The organism is Pantoea sp. A4 (genome assembly GCF_000295955.2).
GTDB classification, from domain to species: Bacteria; Pseudomonadota; Gammaproteobacteria; order Enterobacterales; family Enterobacteriaceae; genus Pantoea; species Pantoea multigeneris.
Genome location: NZ_ALXE01000019.1, coordinates 243,134 through 260,391 on the forward strand (window position 1 = coordinate 243,134; position 17,258 = coordinate 260,391).

A 17,258-nucleotide genomic window follows, 5' to 3' on the forward strand; every position below is an offset into this window, starting at 1 on the left:
TTTCAGGAAATCCGGTCTTTGAATCGGTAATAGAGCCCCGCCAGCGGCAAGAACCAGGGCTTGCCGTGGTAGCCCGGTAGTGCAGGCCACTCTTCACGCTGCCAGGGGTTATCCACGCGCTTTTCCATCAGCAAATTGGCCATTACGCTGCCCATCCACACCGACATTTGTGTGCCGTGTCCGCTGTACCCCATGGAGTAGAACACCCCTTCGTGTTCGCCAGCGTGCGGCAATCTGTCGGCGGTCATATCCACCATGCCACCCCAGCAGTAGTCGATGCTGGCCGCTGCCAGCGCTGGGAACATCGCCACCATTGAACGGTGCAAGATTTCACCGCTCTGGGTATCTGAAGTGGGATTACTCACCGCAAATCGCGCCCGGCCGCCGAAGATCAGGCGGTTGTCAGCGGTAGTGCGGAAGTAATTGCCAATATTCATGGAAGTGACATAAGTGCGGTCCTGCTTCAGCAGCCCCTCGATCAGCGCACGTTCCAACGGCGCAGTCGCCACGATAAAGCTGCCGACCGGCACAATGCGACGCTGGAACCACGGGAAGGGCCCAACGTTTGAACAGCCGGTGGCCATCAGCACTTTGTCCGCAATAATTTCACCCTGGGCGGTCTGAATGCGATGCTGATGCCCTTTGATGCGGGTCATTCCTGTCACCGCATGATGGGGGTAGATCTTCGCCCCACTGTTAGCCGCTGCCTGCGCTAAACCGATGCCAAATTTGCCCATGTGCATCTGGCCACCACGCTTTTGCAGCAGACCACCGTGGAAGTTATCACTGCCGACTTCCTGACGAATTTCATCTTTGCTGTACAGCACGACGTCAGGATCAACCGTGGTGCGCATCATCTGCCAGGCATCACGCAGCCCGGCGAAATGCGATGCTTTACTGGCCAGTTTGATCTTGCCGCACATGCGAAAATCGCAGTCAATATTCTCTTCTTCAATCAGCTGCTGGACGTAGCTGACTGCCCCGTCATAAGCACGATAGAAACGGCTTGCCTGTTCCAGCCCTTTGCTGGCAACCAGCGCAGAGAAGTTCTGGGCCAGCCCAGTGTTACAGTGACCGCCATTCCGCGCAGAGGCCTGGCTCATCACATTGCCGCTTTCCAACAGCACAACGTCAACGCCGCTGCGTGCCAGATTGAGGGCGGCAGACATGCCGGTAAATCCGCCTCCTACCACCACGACGTCTGCGCGTGCAGGTAAAGGTGCTGTGGCTGCGCCGTTAAATACCGGTGCTGTTGCCTGCCAGAAAGATTCCAGTTTCATTCCACCGCCCTCCGCGATTAGAGTCCCACTACAGCAGGCAAGCCGCCGATATCTTTAATTTCGGTATACCCAAATGCCGGGTTGGCAAAATCATGGCCACGGTTAACCCAGACTTTGTTCTTAATGCCGAGGTCGTGTGCGGTCATCAGGTCATAGCGCAGGCTCGAGGAGACATGCAGAATGTCTTCCGGGCCGCAGTTGAGTTTATCCAGCATGTATTCGAAGCCTTTCATTTGCGGCTTGTACGCCCCGACTTCTTCAGCGGTGATCACCATATGAACCGGCGCACCCAGGCGAGGCACATGGTGAGTGATCAGGTTATCCATGGAGTTAGTCAGTAAGACCAGTGGGAACTCTTCGGCGGTTTTGGCTAAACCGGCTGGCACATCCGGGTGTGGTCCCCAGGTGGCGCAGTCCGTGTAGATAAAATCGCTGTCGGCTTTGTCCCAGGCTACGCCCCACTTTTTGCAGGTACGCTGGAGCGCATTGCTCACCACGTCATAGTAGGGTTTCCAGGCACCGAGGACTTCATCCATACGGTAGCGGGCAAAATCAGTGGTAAAGGCTGCCATACGCGCCGGTTCAACACGTTGGGCAAAACAGCGCTCTGCTGCACCTGCCATATCAAAGTTAATCAGCGTGCCGTAGGTATCAAACGTAATATACTTAGGTTTAAAGATCGCCATTCCATCACCTCATCGTTGAATTGAGTACACTCAGAAATCGATTAATACGCTTTTCTGCCGTTGGCAGGCTTGAAACGCCTGGCGGCCCAAATCTTTACCAATACCAGACCCAAGGAAGCCCCCGGTCGGGATAATAAAGTCACCGGAACGACCGTAGCGGTTGATCCACACCGTACCTGCTTCAATGGCTCGCATGGCGCGCAGTGCGCGCGGCAGGCTCAGCGTGTGTACGCCTGCACAAAGCCCGTAGGTGTCATGCGCGGCCAGCGCCAGCCCCTCTTCCTCGTCGTTAAAGGTTTGCACTGTCAGTACCGGCCCAAAAATTTCCTGCTGGACCGCCGGGTTGTCGCTGTTAACGTGGCTGAGCAAGGTCGGCTGCCAGAACCAGCCCGCTTCGGTATCACCGAAACGCTCCCCGCCTACCAGCACTTCTGCACCCTGCGCTTTTGCGGCGGCAACCACACTGGCGACTTTGCAACCCTGACGTTCATCGATCAGTGGTGCATAGCGGCTCTGCTCGTGCCAGGTCACACCGGGCTGTACTTCACGACACAGTGCTACCAGTCGGTCGGTGAGCGCTGCGGCAATGCCTTGCTGCACAATTAAGCGGGTGCCGGCCACACAGGCCTGCCCGCCGTTTGCCGTGAAGCCCCGCATAATGCGTTGCGCCAGCACATCGAGGTCGCCTGCGTCGTCAAACACTAACTGCGGGCTTTTGCCGCCAAGTTCGAGCGTGACCGGTTTCATGCCGTGCTGCGCGGCATCACTCATGATGCGTGCACCCGTCAGGGTTGAGCCGGTGAAGGAGACTTTGCGTACCAGAGGGTGTTTTACCAGCGAGCTGCCGGTTACCGCCCCACCGCCCTGAATAATGTTCAGTACGCCTGCTGGCAAACCGGCCTGAATAGCCAGTTCTGCCATTCTCACGGTTGAGAATGGGGTAAGTTCTGACGGTTTCAGCACCACCGCATTACCGGCGGCAAGTGCCGGACCACATTTCCATGAAGCCATCGACAGCGGGAAGTTCCACGGGGTGATCGCGGCGATGACGCCATAAGGCTCACTCACCAACATGCCAAGGCTGCTGTCGCGGGTAGGGAAGACATCCCCGCTGTATTTGTCGGCACATTCGGCATAGAAGCGAATGGCTTCAGCGGTAAACGGAATCTCATGTTGCACCACATCGCTGATCGGACGCGTTGAACCGAGTGACTCCAGCTGAGCCAGCAGCAGATCCTGCTCAATCAGGTCCGCCCAGCGACGCAGTACCCGGCCACGTTCACGTGGTGGGCAGCTCGCCCAGCCGCTCTCTTTCACTCGCCGATGCGCAACCTGCACGGCACGATCCACCAGCGCGGCATCTGCTTCATGCAGTGTGGCGAAGACCTTGCCATCGGAAGGACGCTTAACCGCAAAGGCAGTACCTTGCGCCTGAACATGCTGCCCATCGATATAATGGCCTACGGGCAGAGAGACGTTATCTGGGTCGAAACTTAACATGGAGAAATCCTTATTTGTAACAACCGTGACAAGCTGAAGAATTATTTTTCCTCGCCTGTTATTACCGACTTGAATAAGCTAATGCAGAAAGTATGCCAGTCAGGCAAAAAATTAAAATGCGTTTAAATAGGCGGAAAAAAATTTTCTGCCGTATTCCCATGGGAAATCTTGCTGAATTGCCGAACAATTAAGCAGATGATTTAGCTCACAATTTTACCGCCTCCCTTTGGTGCAACCAGCATGAAACTTGCACTAAAACGGCGAGAGGCTTGAAAGAGAGATCTTGCGCACAAAATAAAAAAGCGCCGGTTATTATGCACAACCGGCGCTTGATAAACCTTATTACGTTGTTTTAATTCAGGCTGCCAAAGTGGAAAGATTTCTGCTCAAGGTATTCATCAATACCGTAATGCGATCCTTCACGACCAATACCGGATAATTTAATGCCACCAAAAGGGGCGACTTCAAGTGATATAGCGCCGGTATTGAAACCAACCATGCCAAACTCCAGCGCTTCACCCACCCGCCAGGCGCGACGAATGTTTTCCGTGAAGAAGTAGGCTGCCAGGCCAAACGGGGTATCGTTAGCTAATGCCACCGCTTCTTCCTCATCGTCGAAGATGAACAGCGGCGCAACCGGGCCAAAGGTTTCTTCATGGGCAATGCGCATTTTGTTAGTCACATTACCCAATACGGTGGGAGTCACAAACGTCCCCGGCCCATGGCTGCCACCACCGGCCAGTAGCGTTGCCCCGTGGCTCAGTGCATCGTCAATATGGCTTTTCACCTTCTCAACGGCGCTGTCATTGATCAATGGCCCAATGGTACTGCCCTGTGCAAAACCATCGCCCACTTGCAACGTGGCAACCGCTTCCAGCAAGCGATCTTTAAATGCTTCATAGATGCCGCGCTGCACCAGAATGCGGTTAGCACAGACGCAGGTTTGTCCGGCATTACGGAATTTACTCGCCATCACACCCGCGACAGCGATCTCAATGTCCGCATCATCAAACACAATCAATGGCGCGTTGCCACCCAGTTCCAGGCTAAGCCGTTTGATACTGTCGGCACTCTGTTGCATCAGCAACTGCCCAACACGCGTCGATCCGGTAAAGGAGATTTTGCGTACGGTGCGGCTCGCCGTCAGAGTTTCGCCGATCGCTTTTGGCAGCCCGGTCAGGATCTGGATGACCCCAGACGGGAAACCTGCACGTTCGGCCAGCACCACCAGCGCCAATGCAGAGAGCGGCGTCAGTTCAGAAGGTTTGATAATGATTGGGCAGCCCGCCGCCAGCGCCGGAGCGACTTTGCGTGTGATCATCGCAATCGGGAAATTCCAAGGGGTAATGGCGGCCGCCACGCCGACGGGTTGCTTTAGTACCAGAATGCGTCGATCGCCTGTCGGGGCGGGGATAGTATCGCCGTAGATCCGCCGGGCTTCTTCCGCAAACCATTTCACAAAGGTTGCACCATACAGCACTTCACCTTTGGCTTCTGCCAGCGGTTTACCCTGCTCCGCGGTCATGATCACCGCCAGGTCGTCCGCATGGTGCAGAATGAGCTCGTGCCATTTTTCCAGCAACACGGCACGCTGTGCATTGGGGGTTTTCGCCCATGAGATGCGCACTGACTCAGCATAATCTATCGCCGCAGTAGTTTCTGCTGCACCGAGCGCAGGAATGGCCGCCAGCGTCTCGCCCGTCGCAGGGTCAGTGACCTTCAATGTTTCCCCACTCTGCGCACCTTGCCATTGCCCGGCAAACAGCGCTTGCTGACACAACAGCGAGCTATCGTTCAGTTTAATACGTGACATAAGTCCTCTTTAGATCAGGTTCGCAGCATCATTGATTCACTTTACCCCCCGCTACACAGCGCAGGATGTTGTTAACAGTCAGCGTAGAACATCTGAACGGCGTTTTTCCCCATAAGAGAAAATTTTATGCCGTGCCGAGGGAAAAGTTGGATGCGAGGGCCAGATTCAACCGGCATATTTCATCCCCGATCGCTTCAGTGCCACCACCAACGCCGGTATGTCAGCATAACGGTGCTGGATAAAAGTAGGATGCTGAATAAAAACGCCTCGACTATCGCGCTGAATCGTTTCTTTTACGATTGAGCCACTACGAGTAGCGTGGCTCAGCACGGGTTCGCCGTTCGCATGATGCTCAATCATGAACATCCCCGGCTGCGTTAACCGTTGGGCGGAAGTGACGGCAGGCTGCGCGCCCGGCAGCTGGAGATGATAATCAGCCTGAACCCAGGCACCACCGGGGAAATCACAACCCAGGGGATCATGGGGGTAATAGTGCCCACCATCGGCAGCTAGTTGCCTGGTAGATCCTTTGGGGCCATCACTGACACGCAAACTGATAGCACCCGTTAGTTCTGCTACCCCCGGCACCTGTGAAAACTGGCTAGCATGGCTATCCCCCATCAGTGCAACCCATTTTCCCTCCCCGCCCTGACGAATCTGGCTGCTGGCATAGTAGTTAAACATTTTTTGCCGCGGCGCAGTGATGTCAGTCTGTAGGCCATTCATGTAATACCCGGTGGCGACATCTGCGGGCACAACTCGCAGCCCATGCTGGCGTGCGCGTATCACCACTTTTTCAAAGGTATATTTTTTACCGGGATCGGTGTGGTGTCCCTGATCAAGCGTGCGTAGAAAGCGTTTCAGGCCTTCAGGCATGCGGCCACTGCGCATAAAAGCATCGAGATCGACCTGGTGCAGATCGGTCTGTAAATGCTCCATATAGAGGGTTGTTACTCCGTTTTTTTTCATCGTGGCAAAGTTTTCCAGCAAGAAGCGTTTGCTGGCTATGGCATCGTGTCGCTCCCCTAGCACCAGCCCCTGTCCTTGGCGAAAAACACTTTTGATAAAGCTTTTCGGCCTGTTCGCCTGGAAATCCGGCACGGTGGGTCTGGCGGGACGTTGAGGCTGCGAGAGCGCCGCCTCGGCGCTTGCCAGCAGTAACTGTTGTCTTTTAAAAAACTGCTCGCGGCTGCTGCCGCCATAATACGCAGAATTAAAAAAGTGAGGCCGATCCATTTGCTGCTGAAAAGCAGCGCGGGACTCGACAGGCACCCCAAAGCGATTGTTCAGTGCCACAGCTTCCCTTTCAGGCTGTCGTTGAAGCGATTGTGCAGCCCCTCCCCCCAGCAGTTTCCCTCTTCGACCCGGTTGCCATTCGCCGTGGCGGAACAACACCGGAATACTGTCTTCACGATTAAACGTGGTGTAAATTTCCCGTCTTCCGTTTCGCAGCGCACTCTTGAAAAAATGCCCCTCTATTTCGATGAACTGCTCTCCCCCCGCCGATTGCCAAACGTGGTGCTCAAGCAAGCGTAAACCGCGTTTATCCAGTGCGGGTATACGGTAAGGACGTAATGCCGGATCGCCAAACGCCCTACGTCGACGCTGCTGCCAACGGCCGTGTTGCCCTGCGGCCACGCCATCGGTCAGCGCCGCTAAGGCGTCAATCAAATCCCAGGCAGCCTGCTCTTTATTTCCCGCGAGCCAGGACTTAATCCCCAGGGTGGTATGGATACCGACCCGAATCAATGTGACTGGAATCGCCACTGCGGGAGGCATAAACGGAACAATTAAACTTAACAGGGCTGAGGTGGTCACCTTTAGAATGTGCTGCGTAGACGCCTTATCAACCTGCTGCGTGGTAGCAGCCACTTTGGCAACATCTTCCAGCGCCTGTGTCACGACCTGCTGCCAGTGAGTCTGAATAAAATCACTGCTGATTAACTCGCGATGCAGGTTTATCTTTGCCGGGCCACGAAAGGGGAATGCGGTCTCGAGCGTCTGCTTCCCACGGATCCCCACCCGTTGATAGAAATACATTTTCATCGCTGGCTGGCGTAATAGTTGGCGAAACAAGCTTAGCGCATTGGTGGACTCGCGAAACAGTCGCCCATCAGGTGCGCCAGGCAAATAGAGCACAACATGTTGAGGGTGAGCAGGATCAGTGTCGCTAAAGGTGAACGCCCCCGGCAGCAGGTGCTCACCTATCTTTACCGCATGCACCTGCACCTGATGGCGGTTAATGGTCGAACGTGTAGCCGGTTCTGGGCTGTCTAACACTGCCTGGACCCAGTTTAAGCCTTTTCCGCTGGCAGGCAGAAAGTCACCGTTAATACTGGCTGTCAGTGCATCTACCCGCATTTGCGCCAGCGTCAGACGCTGAAACGTATTCTGAATATGTTTGCCTTCCGCCGAATCTGCCAGCAGATGACGAATTTGACGCGTATAGTGCGTGCCGATATCAGCCTCTCTTACCAGCGCCGTCAATTGATCCGCGGTTAATGTGGTGCCTCTGACCTTACTGAATTGATTCCAGGCGCGTAGCCAACCAATATTTTCCAGACTCCACTCCGTCAGGCTACGCCAGTCCGGTTCCAGCCGCGTACGTTCACCATTGTAGGTATAACCCCCTATTGGTGATGCCGCCCCCTGAATTAACTGCGGCAAATTAAGCTGAATACCATCAGGATCGATAGAGGCGTTATAGCGCTGTTTTGCCACAGCCTTGAGGCGTTTCACTGCGAAGCGTTCAATCTTCTCCACACTCTGCGCTTCTGGCCAATCGGTAGGGGTGGCTTCGAAGCGACAAGCTTGCAAACGTTGTACCGCTGCCAGCCAGGCAATCCGTACGCCAGGGCGCTCATTCTCCGCCTGTTGGTTCAGCCATTTATCCAGCCTGAGGCGTGCCTGTAACTCGCTATTTGCATCGGCAATCGCGGTGAAATCAAGCCAGTCGCGCAGGTCGTCACTGTTGTTGAGATCGCGGATAAAGCGGCCCACAGGTGCACCTTCGACCAGGGCTTCTACTCCGTCTTCCACCGCCTGACGTACCTGCACCTGCTGCCATTGCCGTATCGCCGCCACCCGGTGTTTGAAAGGATCGTCTTTCAGGTCAAGCAGCGTTACATTAGGCTTGGCGAGTTGGGGTATCGCCCTGAGATCGTCAAACGCCTGAATTGCTTGCCCTGGCTGCCACAGGATGGCATGTCCAGCCTGCTTCTTCGCTAAGTGCTCGGTAATAATGTAAGCGGGGATATTGTCATCTGGATCAGCGTGGAGGATAAACCAGCCTCGGGCGGCAGCACGGTATTCAACCAACTCGCGCAACAGCGTCTGTCCGGTTTCGGGCAGCGAACCATCCTGAATTCGCTGCTGCAGCTCAAGGCGAAGCTGGCGGCACAAGATGTTTTCCAGCCAGTTTGCTACGGGTAGCCCCTGGCTAAAATAGGCAGATTGCTGCCAGAATCGATCCAGCTCGCTTTGTATGGCAGCTATAGCCTCCGCCGGGTGCCAATTCTCTGGCATCTGCATCAGCCGTGATTTCACCTCAGCGCTGTTGAGCGTCTTAATCACGTCCTGCTGTTCGCCCCGTACCTGCACGATTTCGAGATGTTGAATCAGACTGGACGGCAGCCTCTGCGCCGCCCCCAGCCAGAAAAGGTCAGTCAGCGGCTGTGTCTTGTTGTCGTGTGACATGCTGAACGTTAGCTGTTCGAGTTTCGCAATGCCCGCGAGTGACGGAAATGCGTCGCTAAACTGCTGTTCCAGACGGTGTAACACCGCCTGTTCTGGCAACGGCAGTGCATCATTTAGCTGTTCAACCGCACATTGCAGCGGTGTAAACAAGGTGTCCCACGTAGCATTGCTGGGGGAGGTCAGACTGGATGGTGCAGCCCGATGGCGCGTACAAATAGAGGGATCTGCATCGGGGACAATCAGGGTGTGGGAAGGACTCTGCGCTTTCCCGCCATCAATCGGTGATAAGGCAGGAATAGCAATCTGTTGGATATGCATAGAAATCGCCTCGCTGAAGAAGTTGAATAACTCTCATCAGTTCTTCATTGAGGCGATAAGTTGTCCGCATCATCACGGCGGACAGAAAGAAAATTAAATCTGGAAGTCGATGGCCGGTTCATCTTCCGTCTGATAAGAGAGCGCCTGGCGCTTAATCTCTTCCAGCGACAGATTTGCATTGCACAGCTCAAGGAATTGCCAGACATAGTTGCGTTGCAACTGGCCGCGCTTTAATCCCAGCCACACGGTGCTGGGATCGAACAAGTGCTGGGCATCAATCCGCACCAGCTCATCGTTTTGGCCGGTTTCACAGGCCTGATCGGCCAGTATTCCCACCCCTAAGCCCAGCTGGACATAGGTTTTCACCACGTCGGAGTCCTGCGCACTCAACACGACGTCCGCTTTTAGCCCCGCCGCCTGGAAAGCACGGTCAACGCGTGAGCGTCCGGTAATCCCCTGACGATAGGTGATCAGCGGAAAACGGCTCAGGCTGCTTAAGGTCAGCGGCTGTGCCTGCACCAGTTCATGATCTTTTGGCACTAACAGTGAGTGGTGCCAGCTAAACCACGGGAAAGCCGCCAGACTCGGATTGTTCACTAACTGCTCACTGGCGATGCCAATGTCTGCTTCACCCGCCAGCAGCATGGTGACAATTTCCTGTGGCGATCCCTGATTCAACTCAAGCCGCACATTAGGGTAGAGTTGGCGAAACGCTTTGATGATTTTGGGCAGGCTATAACGCGCCTGAGTGTGGGTAGTGGCGATGGTCAAAATGCCGCTGGTCTCATTCGTAAAGACATCAGCAAGACGACGCACTTTACCGGCTTCATCCAAAATACGCTCAGCGATGGTGAGCAGAGCTTTACCTGGCTCGGTCATGCCTAATAAACGTTTGCCGCGACGAATAAAGATCTCAACGCCGAGTTCATCTTCTAAGTCGCGAATATGGCGACTCACGCCTGACTGGGAAGTAAAGAGCGTATTAGCAACTTCCGTCAGGTTGAACTCGCAGCGCGCTGCCTCGCGTATGATTTTAAGTTGCTGGAAATTCACGCTATTTACCTCGCTTTACGAAACTGTTTCAACTGATGTTAAAAACGAATTCAGATAACAACAAATAATAAAAAAGTCGTTGTTATGCAGAATCAGAATATAGCGAGGATTTCAGCGGTGGTTTGGCCCTGTCAGACGACACAATTGAGGCCTTTTGCAGTGCGGTGCAAAGCGATTTCCGCCACCGCAGGCGATGGCGGAGAAACTTACTGAGCCGCTGGGGCTGGCGCGTCAGTATGAGGTTGCAAAATCTGGACATCCACATTCTGGATCTGGTCTAGATCGGGATACTTGCTGGCCATATCCTGCGCCTGCTGACACTCCAGGGTTGGGCGGTCAACTTTACGCAATGTCAGGCCATCGTAGTGCAGCTCACCCTTTTCCAACACCAGCGGCATCACGCGCACCTGGCGATTCACATTCACCCACTGGTCATCAAACCGGGTCAGCTTGCCAGGCTTAGCAATGACGCGCATCCACTGTCGGCAGTCCAGCGTAGAGCCATCTGCACCAATGTAGAGTGAGCCGATCGCCTCTGGGCTAACCAGCGCGCTCTGCGCCCCTACCGTTTGCCAGTTACCCTGCAGGTCAGCGGGTGCCGGTGTTTTCACCGCTTCACTGTAATTGTTGAGCTGCGCACAACCGCTTAACGCTAGGGTCGCAATGACAATCCACTTTTTCATTCTCAATTCCTGAAATCGCCTTGATGGCGGCTACGTTATAATTTTTTACCTGCGCAGTGCAAGGCATCTGCATAACCAACGCGCCAATACCGTGAATTATCGGGGGTGAACCTGACAAAACCTTATGGCATGGGTAAACTGTGCGCCTGCTACAGATTCAGGAATCAAGATGAAAACCCCAGAAGCTTATTATGCGCAGGCGCGCGAGATGTTTTTCACTGCCCACCCGGATTTCCAGGCCGCCCTGGATGCGCTGAGTGCTGATGATGCCACCACAGCAGGTATGACACTGGAAGCCCTGCGCGCCTGGCACGCCGAACGTATTTATGCCGCCTTCCTGCGCCAGAAAAAGCTGGATGGCATGATTTTCTCAATTCAGTTAGCTGAGCCAGACAAAGCGGTTGCCGCCGATGCCATTGAGGCGTATCTCAAAAGCCACGCGGCATCGCTGGGCATGAGCTGGGAAGAGTTCTGTATAAAAAACGAACTCTGATCGGTGTGGCCCGAAAAAAAGTTGCACAAAATCACGTTCAAAGTTGTACAAGAAGGAAAAACTTGTATAAGTTTAATCAACGACGTCAGTCGTGATTGTCCTTGAACGAAGAGTGCGCTTGCACTGCCTCTGGAGGTATCACTGGATTTCTACCTCCAGAGGCTATTTTTTCCCCCACCAGCGCAGATACACCGCCTCCTTTTTGCTCATACCTGCACTGACCCGGCCCTGACGAGGACCAACCTGCTGTTTTTTCGCTGTTCCAGCCCCTGCTGTTATTGATACTGTTTTTATTTACAGTAAAATAGCGGCAATTTTATCGGTATGGACGGCAAAAGCATGTTTGTGGAACTGATTTACGATAAGCGCAATGTGGCAGGCTTGCCAGGTGCGCGGGAAATGATCCAGCAAGAGCTGGAGAAGCGGGTACAGCGCGTTTTTCCAGATATTGAAGCTCGCGTTAAGCCGATGGAGCGTAATGCCATCGAAACTGACATGAGCAAGAATGATAAAGCCACGCTGGCGCGCATTATTGAAGAGATGTTCGAAGAAGCGGAGATGTGGCTGGTGGCCGAGTAACGCTCAGCCACCGTGCAGTAAACAGATAACAGCGGGCCTTATTTTTCCTGCTCGCTGTGATTTATCGCAATTTCAATGTCCTGAATCACCGTATTAAACTCATCCAGCAGCTTACCTTGCTGGTCAATCAAGGTTTCAAAACGGGGTGCGAAGGTTTTGTCTTTGTATTCACCGGCATCAAATGCCAGCCAGGCAGACGATAGCTTTTCAGTGTTGGTTTGCGCATAGTGCTGCATCTCTTTCACTTGCGAAGTGACATCGCGCAGATAATCGGTTTTGCTCTTCACCTGTTCTGATTGACTCATATTTTCTGCCCCTTTATTTCTCTTTGAAATGATAAAAGCACTGTTTTCATGCTTAAAGGTAGCGGATATAGCCAACCTTTCCTTAGGAATAGTCGCAAGTGTGCTTGTCGCGTGCGCAATGTTCTGCCGTGACGACGTTGGAACCTCTGTCTCCTTCCAGGCAAAGCGGTCAGGCTTCTACGCAGAAGCACGCTTTAGGTATGTTGTAATTAACTGCGCATTAAACACAAAAAAGGGGACGCAAGGTCCCCGTCATGCAACGTGATGAGCAGGAACACATTCAGAGATATTTCCGTGCCAGTGCCAGTAAATCACCTTTAGATCCCAGCCCCAGCAGGCTGATGCCATGTTCGACAAAATGGTAGGCAGCGACGAAATCCTGCACCCCGCTAGTGACCGCTTCTATGCCTTGCGGTAATCCCGCCAGCCCACTCACTAATGCTGTGGCGGTGGTGTCCACTGCGGTATCGGAAGCGACATTCACTGCGCTGGCCACCGTAGTGCTATCACCCGCAGCAGTGCCAGCATCAGGCACATCGCCGCTGTCGTCCACTACCGATGCCGCCGTGGTTCTGCTGCTGTCACCTGCGGGTTGTTGCACCGCAGTGGTGGTTTGTGAAGCGGCGGCGGCAACATCGCTCGCCTCACCGGTATTCGTCGCTGAAAAAACCGCTTCTGGTGTGGTATCGCTGATATCAGTCATAACGTATTCCTTCTTCAGATTCAGGTAAGGTGAAGGGAATGCTAAGTCAGATAGCCGCATCTCCTCACCGCTTCTACTGCGTTACTGCGACTGCTTCTCTTTCTCTGTCAGGTCATTGCTGACCACCTGCTTAACTTTGTCCGCCGTTTTGCTGGCGGTGCTTTCCGGGAGGGTATCGAGTTTTTTCTGCAGCCCCGCCACCTGTTCAGAGAGCAACTCGACTTTATTTTCACGGCGGTTCGATATTTCCCGGTACTCGCGGCGAATATCCGCCACCCGGTGGTTCGCTGCATTATTGACGTAAAGCGAAATGATGGTGATAACGGTACACAGCAGCGCCAACGTCATCAGTAATCCACCCAGCATCAGATGGCGTTTGTGTCGTAACCATGGACGGTCAAACCTGATCTCTGCCATTTTCTCGATCCTCTAACGTCGCGATCAGCCGGGTTAGCTCACGGTGCAGCCTGTCACTCTGATCGCTTTCCGTCAGGGAGAGCAGTAGCGCCAATGCGTTTTTCATCAACTTCAAATCGGTTTCACGTCCGGAGATCAGGCGCTGGCTGGCATCATGCCGAATACGTAAAGCATCATTTTCCTGACGTAAAAGCGCCTGCTCCTCTTTCAACATCATGACTTGCTCTTTATAACTGGTGATAATCTCTCCTCCAGCACGATTGCTGGTGACAATGGCTGCAATACCTGCCATTAAGGGTTTCCAGAACAGGGCAGCGGCACTGCCCCCCATGACTAAAGCGCCGATACTGGTTATCAGGCTACTTTCCATGCCCCACCTCTCTCGCTTGCAAGGTGTATGGACCGAAACAAAGACAGAAAAATCTGTCCGGTGCTGAGTCAAATTTAAGTTATCTTTAATTTGACTTAAGATTACTTAAGTAAATCTTCAAGGAGTTGTCAAGTGATGAAAAAAGAAACGATTGGCGATCGCATCAAATTGCGCCGCAAATCGCTGCAACTCACGCAGAAAGCACTGGCGGCACAGTTGGCGGTGTCACACGTGGCGGTGTCACAATGGGAGAAAGAGGAGACGCAGCCGCGAGGTGAGAATCTGCTGCGGCTGGCGGAAGTGTTGAGCTGTGCCCCTGCCTGGTTGATTGATGGTGAGGGTCAGGTCTTTGTTCTGCCCTCCACCCACACAGGCCAACAGATACCGCAGCTCGAGCAGACAGCACTGGATAACTGGTTAGTCACCGGTCTGGTGAGTGGCGATGAGATATCTGTCTCTGTAGATACCCCATGTTCTGCGGGCAGTTTTGCCCTGCGACTGGAAGAAAACGCGATGCAGCCCGCGTGCCAGCGTGGCGATGTGCTACTGTTCGATCCCGAGGTTCTGCCCCAGCCTGGCCATTATGTGTTGGCAAAGCATCCCCAGCAGGGTTATCTCCTGCGCGTCTGGCGTCCACGCCAGTCGGAACAGGGCGAGCACTATTTCGAACTGGCCGCGCTGAACCCCGATTACCCGCTGCTGCGCTCCACCCAGCATACGTTGCAGGTGGTGGCAACACTGGTGGAAATGCGGCGGCGTTTTTAAGTAAAAGCGGAAACCTGTGTTTCGATGTAAAACGTGCTAAACCATCCTGAATTGAATGTTTGCGTGCGTTTTTCTGACGGCGTGACTTTATTCATCCATGAGGCATAAAAAAACCCACTCTATCGTGGGTTAGATATTCAGCATGCGGAATGCTCTTGCCTGTTGAGTCCATTGAGCAACTTGCGATTTATCTTCTATCAGTTTGTGAGCATCATCTCGGCAATAGTCTATGACATAAAAATGATGATCATCATCACGGTCTCTAAAGTAAGAGTAGACAACGTAGCTATCACTGGTAGAAGCCCACTGCACCAGCAGGCCGTCTTCATCTTCCCAGCAACCCCCCTCCTGCCAGACATGTACATGATGAAGTTCTTCGCTTCTTGCCTCTACAGGTCTTTCCATCAGCTTATCTCTGCCGATGGTCTCTAAGTGGGCGGGATATTCAAGCTGAACATGAATAGCAGGAGCAGGAGCAGGAATATCACTAAGATTAATGCATTCCTGCTTATATTGTTCAAATTCCGAAATGGGTAGTTCAGCTAAAGGAAACTCCGAAATAACATCAGATAACATTTGCGATCGACTTATTTTGAATCCCATAGATGTCGCTTTTCTTCCATTTTTTCCGCGAGAAGTGAAGAGGCTTCAGCCAGCTTAGCCTTGAACTCATCGGAGCGACGTACAGTTCTACGCGGCTTCTGTGTTGAAGGATTATCACGCTTTTCAGTCATAATTTACACCTTATCACCAACAGTGATTTTCCGCTCATTATATAAGCGCCGCCGGTTGCATTCAACACGGAGTTATTCATTTTTTCAAAGGTGATGAGACATGCCGCACCCAAATCTATTACACACCATCGCAGCGACTGGAGCCCATCTGGATGTATCAGATCAAAGTTACCCCTACCTTTTTCTCGAATTAATGGAAATCAATAGTAAGGGCTGGTGGATACTAAACAGTTAAAGGATCTCATCCTGATGTTATGCTTCCATTAGCTCGGATAGGGAAGCATCATTTGACCATCAAATCGTAGAAGCAAAAATATATCATCTGTTTGCTGATAATAACGTACCAGACTTGGCCTTGCTTGCGCAGACTCTAAGCCACTCTGGTTGATTACCGCAATTGGATTGCGCCAGCAGGACCATTCCCACTTCTGACATGACGCCCTTCCTGTAAGCAAAGGCCCACTTTCCAGATCGAACCGGCACAACCTCGCCAGTTAGTCGGTTTAAGTCCTGATCACAACACCTACAAAATTGCCATCGCAGCCATCAGCATCGGCTTGCTGAACTCTGAAACGTGCAGATAACGCGGTGTGCCGTCACGGAATGACGCGCTGACATACAGTGAGCGGCCTTTACTGAATACCGACTATCCAGCAGAATCATTGCTCGCCGGGTTTACCGCCCTGATCTCATCTAGCAACGAGTCATAGGCATTTTTCACCTTTTCTCGGCACAGGCGCTTGGCATCGCTCAGGCTGTGGGCGAACAGAGCGCACCTGGCAGCGTCGAACAGCGCTGCGTCGAGTTGGATAATACAAACTTCAGTGGTGAAGCTAAGCTGTCGGGCATTCAGTATGTTGTTCCTGGTATGCATCCCCTCAACGTATTCAAGCTGCTCCGGCGTCATTTTGAACCAAACCGAATGACCTTCTTTATCGGTTAGCTATGTGGATAGTTATCACTGGTGATGACTATCCAAAAAACGTCTTATCATTACTCACTTGATCTGCTCAAAAAATCCACTTAACGTATGGCTTACGTACGGTTAGGTTTTGCCCCACTAATACTTAATTCTTCTTAAAAAGGACTTGCGTGGTATATGAAAAAAATAATTTTGGCACCTTTGATCTTGTTGTTTTCAGTCCCTTGTTTTGCTGATTTAAAGGAAACATCTCCAAAGCAAGTTTGCTCATTTCTAAGTGATTTAGATCTAAAAGGGCGGGCTTGGACTGATTACGGTGATGGCACAGCTGGATGTGCGAGTAATTACAAAGATATAGGTACTGGCTCACCGCTAGCAAACAATCTCGCATTCTATGCAAATGGCAGTGATTCAACTGTTAACAACGTAAAACTTGTTCTAAATTTTAACCAGCCAAAATCTAGAGATTTGCCTATTAGAGAACTTAAAAAGGCTTCAGAAAAACTCTCCCTTGAAGCCCTCGGCGCCAAACTTCCAGATAGTATTAAAAAGGCCATTTCTCTTGGTCAGCCTTTAACAGCTAAGGTTGGAACAGGAACTATCGATATAACTCGTGACGATTGGCCTTCAGGTAAGGGTTATGAAATTAAAGTAATTATGAAATAAAATAACCCTAAGGCAGATTTGTTTAAAAGATGCGGATAGTTATGTCTGTTCATGACTATCCATACGCATGCTGGTCACTTTCTGCGGGAGCAAACCCCAACTTCATAGCCAGTCAGATGGGGCATGCTAATTCGCAAATGGTTTACCCGGTATACGAATCCTGATGAAGGACAACGACAAGGAACAAAGAAGCCTTCTGAACGAAAAACTCAACGAGTTTGTCCCATCAGCGCCCCACAGCAAAGCGATATAATAATATTTGATATGCACATCAA

At 52.4% G+C, this 17,258-nt stretch carries 18 protein-coding genes and 2 pseudogenes; 5 read left to right on the plus strand and 15 right to left on the minus strand.

Annotation, left to right across the window (positions count from 1 at the left end):
• Nucleotides 1-2: 2 nt before the first annotated feature.
• The 7 genes from B880_RS0105645 to yedD form a co-directional block, all read right to left on the minus strand.
• Entirely contained in the window at nucleotides 3-1,280 is a 1,278-nt protein-coding gene (locus B880_RS0105645; protein WP_017346408.1) for an NAD(P)/FAD-dependent oxidoreductase, read from the minus strand.
• Between the two features lie 17 nt (nucleotides 1,281-1,297).
• Nucleotides 1,298-1,966 carry a haloacid dehalogenase type II gene (locus B880_RS0105650; RefSeq protein ID WP_017346409.1) on the minus strand — a complete coding sequence of 223 codons (669 nt, stop codon included), beginning with the start codon at nucleotides 1,964-1,966 and terminating at the stop codon, nucleotides 1,298-1,300.
• 30 nt (nucleotides 1,967-1,996) lie between these two features.
• Complete coding sequence (locus B880_RS0105655) at nucleotides 1,997-3,466, minus strand: aldehyde dehydrogenase family protein (protein WP_017346410.1); 1,470 nt, start codon at nucleotides 3,464-3,466, stop codon at nucleotides 1,997-1,999.
• 352 nt (nucleotides 3,467-3,818) lie between these two features.
• Entirely contained in the window at nucleotides 3,819-5,279 is a 1,461-nt protein-coding gene (locus tag B880_RS0105660) for an NAD-dependent succinate-semialdehyde dehydrogenase (protein WP_017346411.1), read from the minus strand.
• 165 nt (nucleotides 5,280-5,444) lie between these two features.
• On the minus strand, nucleotides 5,445-9,293 hold the full coding sequence (locus B880_RS0105665; protein WP_017346412.1) for a membrane-targeted effector domain-containing toxin: 3,849 nt from the start codon (nucleotides 9,291-9,293) through the stop codon (nucleotides 5,445-5,447).
• A 93-nt stretch (nucleotides 9,294-9,386) separates the two neighbouring features.
• The gene (gene cbl, locus B880_RS0105670) at nucleotides 9,387-10,346 is read right to left on the minus strand and encodes an HTH-type transcriptional regulator Cbl (RefSeq protein ID WP_017346413.1); all 960 of its coding nucleotides are present in this window, start codon (nucleotides 10,344-10,346) and stop codon (nucleotides 9,387-9,389) included.
• Between the two features lie 206 nt (nucleotides 10,347-10,552).
• The gene (gene yedD / locus B880_RS0105675) at nucleotides 10,553-11,029 is read right to left on the minus strand and encodes a lipoprotein YedD (protein WP_017346414.1); all 477 of its coding nucleotides are present in this window, start codon (nucleotides 11,027-11,029) and stop codon (nucleotides 10,553-10,555) included.
• Between the two features lie 169 nt (nucleotides 11,030-11,198).
• Here yedD and B880_RS0105680 point away from each other — a divergent pair, with 169 nt between their 5' ends.
• Together B880_RS0105680 and B880_RS0105685 are read left to right on the plus strand one after the other, a co-directional pair.
• Nucleotides 11,199-11,522 carry a DUF6388 family protein gene (locus B880_RS0105680; RefSeq protein ID WP_017346415.1) on the plus strand — a complete coding sequence of 108 codons (324 nt, stop codon included), beginning with the start codon at nucleotides 11,199-11,201 and terminating at the stop codon, nucleotides 11,520-11,522.
• Between the two features lie 339 nt (nucleotides 11,523-11,861).
• Nucleotides 11,862-12,101, plus strand: a complete 240-nt coding sequence (locus tag B880_RS0105685; RefSeq protein ID WP_026042442.1) for a DinI-like family protein — start codon at nucleotides 11,862-11,864, stop codon at nucleotides 12,099-12,101.
• Nucleotides 12,102-12,139: 38 nt separating this feature from the next.
• Here the strand turns inward: B880_RS0105685 and B880_RS0105690 are convergent, their stop codons facing one another.
• The 4 genes from B880_RS0105690 to B880_RS0105705 all read right to left on the minus strand — a co-directional run bounded on the left by B880_RS0105690 (nucleotide 12,140) and on the right by B880_RS0105705 (nucleotide 13,896).
• Nucleotides 12,140-12,406, minus strand: coding sequence for a hypothetical protein (locus B880_RS0105690; protein ID WP_017346417.1), 267 nt, complete (start codon nucleotides 12,404-12,406; stop codon nucleotides 12,140-12,142).
• A 280-nt stretch (nucleotides 12,407-12,686) separates the two neighbouring features.
• On the minus strand, nucleotides 12,687-13,109 hold the full coding sequence (locus B880_RS0105695) for a hypothetical protein (RefSeq protein ID WP_017346418.1): 423 nt from the start codon (nucleotides 13,107-13,109) through the stop codon (nucleotides 12,687-12,689).
• Nucleotides 13,110-13,190: 81 nt separating this feature from the next.
• The gene (locus tag B880_RS0105700; RefSeq protein WP_017346419.1) at nucleotides 13,191-13,526 is read right to left on the minus strand and encodes a hypothetical protein; all 336 of its coding nucleotides are present in this window, start codon (nucleotides 13,524-13,526) and stop codon (nucleotides 13,191-13,193) included.
• On the minus strand, nucleotides 13,507-13,896 hold the full coding sequence (locus tag B880_RS0105705; protein WP_017346420.1) for a hypothetical protein: 390 nt from the start codon (nucleotides 13,894-13,896) through the stop codon (nucleotides 13,507-13,509). Before B880_RS0105705 ends, B880_RS0105700 begins: the two co-directional genes overlap by 20 nt.
• Before the next feature lie 135 nt (nucleotides 13,897-14,031).
• Between B880_RS0105705 and B880_RS0105710 the strand changes: the two genes are divergently transcribed.
• Nucleotides 14,032-14,661 carry a helix-turn-helix domain-containing protein gene (locus B880_RS0105710; RefSeq protein ID WP_017346421.1) on the plus strand — a complete coding sequence of 210 codons (630 nt, stop codon included), beginning with the start codon at nucleotides 14,032-14,034 and terminating at the stop codon, nucleotides 14,659-14,661.
• A 129-nt stretch (nucleotides 14,662-14,790) separates the two neighbouring features.
• Here B880_RS0105710 and B880_RS0105715 read toward each other — a convergent pair whose 3' ends face one another.
• The 4 genes and pseudogenes from B880_RS0105715 to B880_RS0105720 all read right to left on the minus strand — a co-directional run.
• A complete protein-coding gene (locus tag B880_RS0105715) occupies nucleotides 14,791-15,264 on the minus strand; it encodes a type II toxin-antitoxin system YafO family toxin (RefSeq protein ID WP_017346422.1) in 474 nt (157 codons plus the stop codon).
• Nucleotides 15,249-15,395: a hypothetical protein gene (locus B880_RS26875; protein WP_192841068.1), complete on the minus strand. Its 147-nt coding sequence runs from the start codon at nucleotides 15,393-15,395 to the stop codon at nucleotides 15,249-15,251. The genes B880_RS0105715 and B880_RS26875 overlap by 16 nt, the downstream gene beginning before the upstream one ends.
• Before the next feature lie 318 nt (nucleotides 15,396-15,713).
• On the minus strand, nucleotides 15,714-15,878 hold the full coding sequence (locus tag B880_RS27310; protein ID WP_443146813.1) for a hypothetical protein: 165 nt from the start codon (nucleotides 15,876-15,878) through the stop codon (nucleotides 15,714-15,716).
• Nucleotides 15,879-15,951: 73 nt separating this feature from the next.
• Nucleotides 15,952-16,338: pseudogene (locus tag B880_RS0105720) on the minus strand (terminase); the annotation flags it as partial.
• 156 nt (nucleotides 16,339-16,494) lie between these two features.
• On the opposite strand from B880_RS0105720, the gene B880_RS25605 reads away from it, so the two are divergent.
• Nucleotides 16,495-16,983, plus strand: a complete 489-nt coding sequence (locus B880_RS25605; RefSeq protein ID WP_017346424.1) for a hypothetical protein — start codon at nucleotides 16,495-16,497, stop codon at nucleotides 16,981-16,983.
• 56 nt (nucleotides 16,984-17,039) lie between these two features.
• Nucleotides 17,040-17,236, plus strand: a pseudogene (locus B880_RS27050) (hypothetical protein); the annotation flags it as partial.
• Nucleotides 17,237-17,258: the final 22 nt, after the last annotated feature.

Bases quoted from the DNA above. Each gene is read 5' to 3' on its own strand.
- B880_RS0105645 (WP_017346408.1), bottom strand. From the start codon at position 1,280: ATGAAACTGGAATCTTTCTGGCAGGCAACAGCACCGGTATTTAACGGC.
- B880_RS0105650 (WP_017346409.1), bottom strand. From the start codon at position 1,966: ATGGCGATCTTTAAACCTAAGTATATTACGTTTGATACCTACGGCACG.
- B880_RS0105655 (WP_017346410.1), bottom strand. From the start codon at position 3,466: ATGTTAAGTTTCGACCCAGATAACGTCTCTCTGCCCGTAGGCCATTAT.
- B880_RS0105660 (WP_017346411.1), bottom strand. From the start codon at position 5,279: ATGTCACGTATTAAACTGAACGATAGCTCGCTGTTGTGTCAGCAAGCG.
- B880_RS0105665 (WP_017346412.1), bottom strand. From the start codon at position 9,293: ATGCATATCCAACAGATTGCTATTCCTGCCTTATCACCGATTGATGGC.
- yedD (WP_017346414.1), bottom strand. From the start codon at position 11,029: ATGAAAAAGTGGATTGTCATTGCGACCCTAGCGTTAAGCGGTTGTGCG.
- B880_RS0105680 (WP_017346415.1), top strand. From the start codon at position 11,199: ATGAAAACCCCAGAAGCTTATTATGCGCAGGCGCGCGAGATGTTTTTC.
- B880_RS0105685 (WP_026042442.1), top strand. From the start codon at position 11,862: ATGTTTGTGGAACTGATTTACGATAAGCGCAATGTGGCAGGCTTGCCA.
- B880_RS0105690 (WP_017346417.1), bottom strand. From the start codon at position 12,406: ATGAGTCAATCAGAACAGGTGAAGAGCAAAACCGATTATCTGCGCGAT.
- B880_RS0105695 (WP_017346418.1), bottom strand. From the start codon at position 13,109: ATGACTGATATCAGCGATACCACACCAGAAGCGGTTTTTTCAGCGACG.
- B880_RS0105700 (WP_017346419.1), bottom strand. From the start codon at position 13,526: ATGGCAGAGATCAGGTTTGACCGTCCATGGTTACGACACAAACGCCAT.
- B880_RS0105705 (WP_017346420.1), bottom strand. From the start codon at position 13,896: ATGGAAAGTAGCCTGATAACCAGTATCGGCGCTTTAGTCATGGGGGGC.
- B880_RS0105710 (WP_017346421.1), top strand. From the start codon at position 14,032: ATGAAAAAAGAAACGATTGGCGATCGCATCAAATTGCGCCGCAAATCG.
- B880_RS0105715 (WP_017346422.1), bottom strand. From the start codon at position 15,264: ATGGGATTCAAAATAAGTCGATCGCAAATGTTATCTGATGTTATTTCG.
- B880_RS26875 (WP_192841068.1), bottom strand. From the start codon at position 15,395: ATGACTGAAAAGCGTGATAATCCTTCAACACAGAAGCCGCGTAGAACT.
- B880_RS25605 (WP_017346424.1), top strand. From the start codon at position 16,495: ATGAAAAAAATAATTTTGGCACCTTTGATCTTGTTGTTTTCAGTCCCT.